Raw genomic sequence first — 9,845 nt, forward strand, 5'->3', positions numbered from 1 at the left:
GCAGGCACTCACCGCCGTATGCGCCGAGTTCGACGTGCCCTTGCCGGCAGCAGCCTTGCAGTTTCCGCTGGCCCATCCGGCCGTGGTGTCTTGCGTCACCGGCATCCGTACCGCGGCCCAGTTGCAGCAAAACGTGGCCTGGCTGGAACAACCCTTGCCCCCCACGCTCTGGCAGACCTTGCGCGCGCGTGGCCTGCTGCATCCGCAAGCACCGCTTCCGGCCTGAGAAATATGCACATGCTGGCGACGCCGCTGCCCCTGCGCAGCACCCATACCAGCTTGCCCGACATACCCACGGAGACCAACCACATGCAAAAAATGGGCTGGGTCATTGGCATTGACCCGCAACACATCCCTGAATACAAGCGCCTGCATACGGCCGTTTGGCCGGCCGTGCTGCTGCGCATTGACCAGTCGCAGGTGCGCAACTACAGCATCTTCCTGCGCGAACCCGAGAACCTGTTGTTCGGCTACTGGGAATACCACGGCCAGGACTTTGAGGTGGACATGGCCGCCATCGCCGCCGATCCCGACACGCAGCGCTGGTGGGCCCTGTGCGGCCCCTGCCAACGCCCATTGGAATCGCGCAGCCCAGGCGAACACTGGGCCGCCATGGAATCCGTGTTCTGCTCCGCCTGACCCCACTTACCGAAGGAATTTTTATGCTGACCGTTATTTGTGAAACCCCCGGCGTGCTGCGCGCCATCGAAGGCGCTGCCCCCACCCGCAACGAGGCCGATGTGCTACTGCGCGTGCGCCGAGTAGGGGTGTGCGGCACCGACCTGCACATCTATACCGGCAACCAGCCCTACCTGGACTACCCACGCGTCATGGGCCACGAAATTTCAGGCACCGTGGAGGAAGCACCGGTGGACAGCCCGCTGCAGCCGGGTGACCCCGTTTTCGTGATGCCCTACCTGTCCTGCGGCCACTGTGTGGCCTGCCGCCAGGGCAAGACCAATTGCTGCGTCAACATCCAGGTACTGGGCGTGCACCGCGACGGCGCGTTCACCGAATACCTCAGCGTGCCCGCACAGTTTGTGCGCAAGGCGGTTGGCGTCTCGCTGGACCAGGCGGCCATGGTGGAGTTTCTGGCCATCGGCGCCCACGCCGTACGCCGCGCCGACGTACAACCCGGCCAGCGCGTACTGGTGGTAGGCACCGGTCCGATTGGCATGGCCGCCCTGTTGTTTGCCGGCCTGCGGGGCGGCCAGGTCACTGCGCTGGACACGCGCAGCGAGCGGGTGGCGTTCTGCAAGCAGCACCTGGGCGCACATGCGGGCGTGCTGATTGGCGAACACGACCTGGAAGAGCTGCGAGCCCTGACGGAGGGAGATTTTTACGATGTCGTCTTTGACGCCACCGGCAACGCGCGCGCCATGGAGCGCGGATTCCAGTTCATCGCACATGGTGGCAAGTACGTCATGGTGTCGGTGGTGCGCGACAGCATCACATTTTCTGATCCCGAATTCCACAAGCGTGAAGCGACCTTGCTGGGCAGCCGCAATGCCACCATGGAAGACTTCGAGACCGTGCTGGAAGCCATGCGCGCGGGGAAGATCCCCACCCAGGCCCTCAACACCCACCGCATGCCGCTGGCAGACGTGCCGGCCCACTTCGAAACGCTGCTCGACCCCAAGCAGGGCGTGGTCAAGGCTTTGATCGAATGCTGAGCGAAGGACCCGCGTGAGCACACCTATTCTGCAATTCGGTACCGGACGCTTTCTGCAGGCGCATGTGGACCTGTTCGTGTCACAGGCGCTGGCCCAAGACCAGGCCCTAGGTGGCATCACCGTGGTGCAAAGCACCGGCAGCCCGCACAGCAGTGCCCGCGCCGCAGCCCTGGCCCATGGCTACCGTGTGGAACTGCGCGGCATGCAGCGGGGCCAGCGGGTGGAAGAAAACCTGTTTGTGGACGCTGTGCGCTCGGTCTGGCATGCCGACCGGGACTGGGCCCTGCTGCGTGACGCCATGGCCGGCACGGTGCAGGTCATTGTGTCCAACACCGCAGACGCGGGCTATGTGCTGGATGACGCCGACACCGCCGCGCTGCTGCACAACCCCACGGCCACGCCACGCAGCTACCCGGCCAAACTGGTGGCGCTGTTGCACCACCGCTGGCAACAGCAAGCCGAGGCACCACTTACGCTGTACCCCTGCGAGCTGGTCAGCCGCAACGGAGACACACTGCGCGCCATCGTGCGCACCCTGGCGCAGGACTGGGGGGCAGAGCCGGCGTTTCTGGGCTATGTGCAGGAACACTGCGTGTGGGTCAATTCGCTGGTGGACCGCATCGTGTCGTCGCCACTGGAGCCCGCGGGCGCGGTGGCCGAGCCCTATGCGCTGTGGGCCATCGAACGCCAGCCCCGCATGGTGCTGCCCTGCAGCCACCCGGCTCTGGTGCTGACCAATCAGCTGGCCGACTTCGAACAGCGCAAGCTATGGCTGCTGAACCTGGGTCACAGCTTTCTGGCCGAGCGCTGGCAGCTGCTGGCCAGCCCTGCCGATATGACCGTGTTGCAGGCCATGCACACGCCAATACTGCGCACCCCATTGGAGGCGGTGTGGGCCGAGGAGGTGTTGCCGGTGTTTGACGCCGAGGCCACCGGTGCCGAGGCCCGCACCTATCTGGAAGAAGTGCGCGATCGCCTGCTCAATCCGTTCCTGGAGCACCGCCTTGCCGACATTGCCAAAAACCATGCTGAGAAAAAGCAGCGGCGCATGGCGCCCGTGGTGCAACGCGCCGCAGAACTGCAACTGCAGATTGCCCAAACCCAGCTACGCGATGCCTTGAAAACATGTAACTACTCAGGTCAAAGAAGGGTATGAGCGAGAGTCCAGGTAATGCCCGGACTCCCCGACCTCAGCCAACTCAGCCACGGGCAAAAAGACGAGCTGATCATTCAACTCTTCCAGACGGTGCAGAGTCTGGTCAGCCAGGTGGATGCGCTGCAAAAGCGCATCGCCGAGCTAGAAAATCGCCCGCGCCTGCACAGCAAGAACTCCAGCAAACCGCCCTCCAGCGACGGCCTGGCCAAATCCAACAGCAAGCCCAATCCGAAGTCATTGCGCCCCTCAGGCCAGAACCCCAACGCAGGCCAGCCTGGTCACAGCGGCAACACCCTGATGCAAGCCACGCAGCCCGACCTGGTCATCGGACACACCAGCGCCCTCAACATGACCCACTGCAGCATCTGCAGTAGCACCCAGCTGCAACACGCCGTCATCGAGCGCCGCCAAGTCTTCGACCTGCCCGTGCTACGCGCGCAGGTCACAGAGCACCAGTTGATCCGTTCGGTATGCATCTGCGGGGCAGTGCATGAAGGAGTCTTCCCCGCCGACATCCACGCTCCCACCCAGTACGGCGCGGGGGCCAAGGCACTGGCGGCCCACCTCAACCAGCAGCACTTCGTGCCCTTGCAGCGCACCTGTGAACTCTTGGGCGATGTCTTCGGCCTGCCGCTATCCCAAGCCAGCGTACTGGCCTTCACCGCACAAGCGGCCCAACACCTCACGGCCACCGTGGATGCGATTGGCCAGGCGGTGCAAGCCGCCTGCGTCGTGCACGCCGACGAGAGTGGCATCCGCGTGCAAGGCCAGTTGCAATGGCTGCACTGCGTGGTCACCCCCACGCTGACCTACCTTGCCCACCACGCCAAGCGTGGCGCACAAGCCTTTGATGCGTTGGGCATCCTGGGCGTTGTGCGGGGCACCCTGGTGCATGACGGACTCTTGGTCTACAAAAACCTGGACTGTGTGCACAGCCTGTAAACATGTTGTATGGCGCACCACCTGCGCGAGCTGACCTATGTGCACGAGCAGATGGGTGAACGGGTCTGGGATGCTGGGGCCCAAGAGATGATGGAGCACTTGTTGCATGGCAAACAGGAAGTCGATGTACACGGTGGCCCGTTGTCCGTGCAGCGCCAGGCGTGGTTTGAGGGGCAGTGGAGCGCGCTGCTGCTGCGCGGCGAGGCGAACAACCCGGCAGCGACCCGCGATGATGAGCTCTACAGCACCCAGCGGGGCCGGGTGGCACAAAGCAAGGCCTACAACCTGCTCAAGCGTCTGCGCGATTACCGCCAGGATGTTTGGCGCTTTGCCACCGATGCGGGCGTGTCGTTTACCAACAACCTGGCTGAGCAGGCGCTGCGCATGTCCAAGATCCGCCAGAAGGTGTCGGGGTGCTTCCGCACCGACCAGGGGGCCGCCACATTCTTTACCATCCGCTCGTGTCTGCAAACCATGCGCAAGCAGCAGGCAGGCTTGTTTGTTTGACTGCCTCATCAGCGTCTTCAAGGGCGGCCAGCCGATTCAGCCTTCTTGGATCGGCTACGCTGCAGCTTCCGCTTTAGGCTCCATTGCCGGCTGAGTAGTTACCAAGATTTAAAGAAAAAATGGCTCTGGCGCAGATGCTACCTGCGCTGGCAGCTATGTAAACAGGAGCAACCGATGGGCAGCGGTGTTCGGCCGTGGACGGGGTGCAGGTGCGGACCCCGCAGAGAAGGAAGTCCGTCGATGGCTAATTCGTAGGCGCTATAGACACTCCTTGCGCAGCAACCCCAAAACCAGGCGACCCCATGCAATTTGACTGGCACGCAGACCCCATCAGCCGGGCCACCCGGATCGACCAAAACTACAAAAACACCCAGAACGTCCGCCGGTTTCTGGCGCAGGAATGCGGTGACACGTTCAAGTTCAACCGGCCCTTCATGGCCTGGATGAAAAGCGGGGTGCCCCAGAACATGGGAGAGGTGGCAGACGAGTGGATGCGGCTGCACAAGGCGGGAAGCGGGCCTGGGGCAGAAGTGTCGGGTGCAAGCTAGCGATCCCCGCATCCGGCTATCGCGATATTCCGCTTGACCCGGCCGCCGGGTCCGACCCGATGATTCTGGTGCGCCACAAGGAGAATCTATTTGTCTAACCACACCACATCCATACTCGCCGCCGAAGCCGCCCGCCGCCTCGGGGTTTCCGTCAAGACCCTGCGTCTTTACGAGCAGAAAGGCTTACTACAACCCCTGCGCACGGAGGCCGGCTATCGGCACTACAGCCCGGACGATCTTCGCGCTGCCCAGGACATCGTGGCGCTGCGGTCGTTGGGATTGACCATGGCCCAGACGGCGCAGGCAGTAATGGGAGATTTGACCGCGAGGGACCAAGCGTTCGCACTGCGGGAAGTGGAACTAGGCGCCCAGTTTGCAGGCATTCAAAGGGCGAGCGAACGCCTGAGACAACTGCGCCATGGCCTGGCGCTTGGGCTCACGCCCTGGCCAGGTGATCTGGCCGATGCACTCGGCGCGCACAAGGCTTCGGTGTCGTTTGCGCTGCCGTGGCCTTGGGGCGGTGAGCCGTTCACCTTTACAGAGCACGCGCCGTTAACCTATTTGGTAGGACCGCTTGGCAGTGGCAAAACCCGACTTGCCCTGCGCCTTTCGGAGGCGTTACCCCAGGCAAAGTACCTTGCCCTGCACAGACTTGACGATCCGCGCAAGTTTGAACGCGAGCTTGGGCTGACCCGAGACGAGGTCGCGACGCTGGAACGGCAACTCGACTGGCTGCGAGAGGAAGGTGCCACGGATTTGGAGCCGTTAAGGGTGCTACTCGGTGCGCTCGCGGTCGGCGGCGGTCGCCATCCCTTGGTCATCGACATGGTCGAGGAGGGCTTGACGCGACCCTCGCAGGAAGCGCTCATGCCGCTCCTGCGTCGCAGCCTCAGAACGCGCGAAGCCCCCGTGATCGCGATGACACGTTCTTCGTCGGTAGGCGCTGGGTGGTTGAGGTGGCATACAGTTGGTTCAACCGGGTTCGCAAGCTATTGGTGCGATACGAGAAACTTGATCGCAGCTTCATAGCGCTGAACCACTTGGCTGCATCCAGCATGGCGCGGCGAATGATCAAATTGGACGTAAATATTATTTACGGATAAGTTCTAAGTCGCTGGCGGAGTCTTTATAAATTCGACTTGGGCAAATCCTTGGCCTTTGGGGTGAAATCAGTAGTACAGGGACCCGTGTGTTCCGCCAGTGAGACGTATCGTTCAAATATAACGTCTATCGATCCTCTCTTAAAACAACGAAGATTACAGCTCCTTCAACCAAACGGAGTAACTCTCATGACCCTTCATACCACCGGCGACGGCTTGGCTCGCCCTAAGCTTCTGGTTCTCGGTGCCACCGGGAAAACCGGTCAGCTGATCGTCAAACAGGCGCTCGCTCGCGGGTACGACGTTCGTGCACTGGTGCGCTCGCCGGAGAAAGCAAAGGGACTTGAGGGCGTGGAAATCATCGCTGGAGACGCCCGTGACGAAAAGGCCTTACGTAACGCTCTCAAAGGCAGGGATGCCGTCGTGAGTGCGTTGGGCACGCCGGCCAGCCCTTTTCGGGAAGTAACCCTCCTTTCGTCCGCAACGCGCTCGCTGGTCAATGCGATGCGGGCCGAGGGCATCCAACGTCTTGTTTGCGTCACCGGCATGGGTGCGGGCGACAGCGCCGGACACGGAGGCTTTCTTTTCGACCATGTGATTTTTCCCGCTCTCCTGCGGAAGGTCTACGCCGATAAGAACCGACAGGAAGCTGTGATTCGCGACAGCGGATTGGACTGGGTACTGGTACGACCATCTGTGTTGAACGACAAGGCGTCTCGGCCTCCTGTCCGCGCGCTTACGGATCTCTACGGGTTCCACGGGGGCTCCATCGCCCGGGCAGATGTCGCCAGCTTTGTGTTGGATCAATTACAAAGCGATGCTTGGCTGCATCGCGCGCCGTTGATCTCTTGGTGATGCTGCGTTAGATCAATGCTCTTAGGAGGGAGCAGGCTGCGGGTTCTAAGAGGGTGCATCTTTCCCTCTGCATGTCGAGCTCTCCCGTCCCCAGTCAACTATTTTCCGGTTTCCCACAAAGAATTTGAAGCCGTGGAGCTTCGCAGGAAATCTACGAACGCACGGACGGTGGGCGCGAGCTCACGGCTACTGGGAAAAACCACGCTCACCTCGACAGCGACGGGCCGCAGATTGGGTAATAGCTCTATCAAACGCCCCGTCTGGAGGTCGTCCGTTGACATGTATTTTGGCAAACATGCAACGCCCGCGCCTTGCAAGGTGAACCGATGCATGGTCATGGTGTCGTTGACAGTCGCGCGCGGCCTAAACTCAATCTTGACGGGCTCACCAGCAATGTCCATTAGAGTCCACGCCCGTGGCCTCCCATTCGCTCCCGGCATCTCAATGATGTCGTGATTACACAGCTCGTCCGCAGATTTTGGAAGCCCCCTACGAGCGATATACGAGGGCGAGCAACACAGCACCCTGGGAATGGAACCGAGTCGCGTGGCCACCAACTGGGAATCGGGCAATGGGCCCATCCGAACGGCTACATCGACATTCGAAGCGACAAGGTCGATGTTCTGGCTGGTGAGGTCCAGGGCGACTTGGACGAGTGGATATCGGTCAAGGAATTGAGGTATCACCTGGCCTAGGACATGATGGCCAAACCCGATCCCAGCCGTGATTTTCAACAGCCCTCGGGGCGAGGCACCAAGGCCTACCAGATGGTTCACCGCGTCGTCCACTCTGGTGAGAATGTCAGAGCAACGCAGCTCCAGCGCGGATCCTGCCTCCGTCAATACAACCTCCCGGGTCGTACGCTGGAGCAGTCGCGTCCCCAATTCGCTCTCGAGTGCCGCGATGGCTCGGCTGACAGAAGACTTTGGCAACCCAAGCGCCTTAGCCGCTGCCGAAAAGCTGCGATGCTTCGCGACCGCCTCGAATATCCGGAACGCGTTAAGGTCAATCAACTGTCCTTCTCCTCTCTTTAATATCTCTCATCAGACGTTGAAACTCGGGTGATGCCGCCAGCGCGCGCCGACCTCCGCCTCAATCGACGAAGGCCGCCAATTCATCTGGAGACCCTGAAGGGAATGATTCTTTCAAGAATTCCAGAAACGTTGAGACACGGGCGCTCAGCAGCCGGCGAGATGGGTACAAGGCCCACAGTGCGATCTCCGGGCCGTCGACATCCCCCCAGAGCACCAGCTTCCCAGCGGTCAAGTCTTGGGTTACGAGAGAGATCGGCAGGCGGGCAACACCGACGCCCGCACGGACGGCGTCCCGGACCATGAATAAGGAGGCAAGAGACAGCACTGGCTCCACGGAGATGCGCTTCTTGCCCGATGTCCCTGTGTATTCCCAAGAAGATGCGGTTGCGCCGAAACCGCCACCTCGCATGACTGCTGGAGCCACTGCCTTGCCCGCCGGAGGTTTGAGTTGCGGACTCGCGACCAAGACAAGACGGTCCCTCACGAAGATTCGTCCTATCAGCCTCGCATCCGGGTCCGGGTTGACTCGGATCACCAGGTCGTAGCCCTCTTCCACCATGTCCACGGCCCGGTCTTCGGTAGTGACCTCGAGCCGGATTTGTGGATACCTCATGGCAAACCGGGCTGCCAGCTTGCCCATGGCCGCCTGAGAGAAGAGTAGCGGCGCACTCACTCGCAAGTTGCCTCGCGGGATTTCACCGCCCGACGCGATGGCCGCCGCCGCTTCCTCAATGTCGGCCAGCAGCGCCGAGGTCCTCTCGTAAAGGGCGCGACCCTCTTCGGTCAATTTCAACACCCTGGCGCCCCGCTCGAACAGGCGCAGGTTAAGGCCACTTTCCAAATCGGCCACGCGCCGCGACAGCGTGGCCTTAGGACGGCCTGATTCGCGCGCAGCGCGCCCGACACCGCCGTGGCGGGCGACAAGGTTGAAGTCAGCAAGAGCAAGCAAGTCCATTTGTTCCACCCGTGAGACAAAGTGTCCAAATATAACGGCTATCAGCATCGATCGGGAACAACGAAGATCAGGGCTCGTTACAACCAACCCGGAGTTTTTCATGACCATTCTCATCACCGGCGCTTCCGGCGCCATCGGCCACCAAGTCGTCCAGCAACTCGTCGATCGCGGCGCCGCAGTACGTGCACTTGTTCGCGACCCGGCAAAGACCAAGTTCCCCGCTGGGGTCGAGGTCGTTCGGGGTGACCTGCTGGACGTTGAGTCCCTGCGCCGAGCCATGGCCGGCGTGTCCACGCTGTTCCTTCTCAACGGCGTCGTCCCGGACGAGTTCACGCAGGCTCTGGTCACCCTCAACTTGGCGCGTGATGCCGGTATTGATCGAATCGTCTACCTATCGGTGATCCACAGCGACAAGTACCTGAACGTCCCCCACTTCGCAGGCAAGTTCGGTGTGGAGCGGATGCTCGAGCAAATGGGCTTCGGTGCCACGATCCTGCGGCCGGCGTACTTCATGCAAAACGACCTCACCGTCAAGGACGTCGTGACAGGGTACGGCGTCTATCCAATGCCCATTGGCAGCCAGGGGCTCGCCATGATCGACACGCGTGATATCGCCGAGATTGCCGCCATCGAGCTGCTCCGCCGCGAACAGGCACCAGCATCGCTTCCCCTGAGCCGGATCAATCTCGTCGGCCCCGACGCGTTGACCGGGACCGACGTCGCTGGCATCTGGTCGCAAGTCTTGGGTCGCCCGATCAACTACGGCGGCGACGACACCGCCGGGTTCGAGAAGAATCTGTTGAATTTCATGCCGAGCTGGATGGCGTACGACATGCGCCTCATGAGCGAACGCTTCCTCACCGAGGGCATGAACCCGGATGCGGGTGATGTCGAGCGCCTGACGGCACTACTGGGCCGCCCACTGCGCTCGTACCGCGAGTTTGCCGTCGAGACCTCGGCATCGGCCTGAATTGGGTCGGCCCTCTCAATCCACACAAGGAGTTCCACCATGATTTATTCGACAACGACCGTTCCGGTCAAGCTCAGCGCCGCGCCTGGCGCAACGTCAAACGCC

8 protein-coding genes and 3 pseudogenes are annotated in these 9,845 nt (G+C 61.7%); 10 read left to right on the plus strand and 1 reads right to left on the minus strand.

Features of this window, described 5'->3' with window-relative positions; all coding sequences use genetic code 11:
* The 9 genes and pseudogenes from ABI213_RS08480 to ABI213_RS08520 form a co-directional block, all read left to right on the plus strand.
* Nucleotides 1-226, plus strand: a 226-nt coding sequence (locus ABI213_RS08480; RefSeq protein ID WP_348026734.1) for an aldo/keto reductase, incomplete at its 5' end; no start/stop codon positions are given.
* An 11-nt stretch (nt 227-237) separates the two neighbouring features.
* Nucleotides 238-639: an L-rhamnose mutarotase gene (locus ABI213_RS08485; RefSeq protein ID WP_348026736.1), complete on the plus strand. Its 402-nt coding sequence runs from the start codon at nt 238-240 to the stop codon at nt 637-639.
* A 23-nt stretch (nt 640-662) separates the two neighbouring features.
* On the plus strand, nt 663-1,673 hold the full coding sequence (locus ABI213_RS08490; protein ID WP_348026738.1) for a zinc-binding alcohol dehydrogenase family protein: 1,011 nt from the start codon (nt 663-665) through the stop codon (nt 1,671-1,673).
* A 13-nt stretch (nt 1,674-1,686) separates the two neighbouring features.
* The gene (locus ABI213_RS08495; RefSeq protein WP_348026740.1) at nt 1,687-2,829 is read left to right on the plus strand and encodes a mannitol dehydrogenase family protein; all 1,143 of its coding nucleotides are present in this window, start codon (nt 1,687-1,689) and stop codon (nt 2,827-2,829) included.
* 15 nt (nt 2,830-2,844) lie between these two features.
* Nucleotides 2,845-4,278: pseudogene (locus tag ABI213_RS08500) on the plus strand (IS66 family transposase).
* A 302-nt stretch (nt 4,279-4,580) separates the two neighbouring features.
* Nucleotides 4,581-4,826 carry a DUF6434 domain-containing protein gene (locus ABI213_RS08505; protein WP_348026742.1) on the plus strand — a complete coding sequence of 82 codons (246 nt, stop codon included), beginning with the start codon at nt 4,581-4,583 and terminating at the stop codon, nt 4,824-4,826.
* Between the two features lie 90 nt (nt 4,827-4,916).
* Nucleotides 4,917-5,108 (plus strand): annotated as a pseudogene (locus ABI213_RS08510) (MerR family transcriptional regulator); the annotation flags it as partial.
* A 656-nt stretch (nt 5,109-5,764) separates the two neighbouring features.
* A pseudogene (locus tag ABI213_RS08515) lies at nt 5,765-5,929 on the plus strand (transposase); the annotation flags it as partial.
* A 186-nt stretch (nt 5,930-6,115) separates the two neighbouring features.
* Nucleotides 6,116-6,781 (plus strand): SDR family oxidoreductase, encoded by a 666-nt coding sequence (locus ABI213_RS08520; RefSeq protein ID WP_348026744.1) that lies wholly within the window; start codon nt 6,116-6,118, stop codon nt 6,779-6,781.
* 1,092 nt (nt 6,782-7,873) lie between these two features.
* Here the strand turns inward: ABI213_RS08520 and ABI213_RS08525 are convergent.
* Entirely contained in the window at nt 7,874-8,770 is an 897-nt protein-coding gene (locus tag ABI213_RS08525) for a LysR family transcriptional regulator (RefSeq protein WP_348026746.1), read from the minus strand.
* Between the two features lie 100 nt (nt 8,771-8,870).
* On the opposite strand from ABI213_RS08525, the gene ABI213_RS08530 reads away from it, so the two are divergent.
* The gene (locus ABI213_RS08530) at nt 8,871-9,740 is read left to right on the plus strand and encodes an NmrA/HSCARG family protein (RefSeq protein ID WP_348026748.1); all 870 of its coding nucleotides are present in this window, start codon (nt 8,871-8,873) and stop codon (nt 9,738-9,740) included.
* Nucleotides 9,741-9,845: the final 105 nt, after the last annotated feature.

Origin of the sequence: Rhodoferax sp., assembly GCF_039922535.1 — a bacterium.
Taxonomy (GTDB): Bacteria; Pseudomonadota; Gammaproteobacteria; order Burkholderiales; family Burkholderiaceae_C; genus Rhodoferax_B.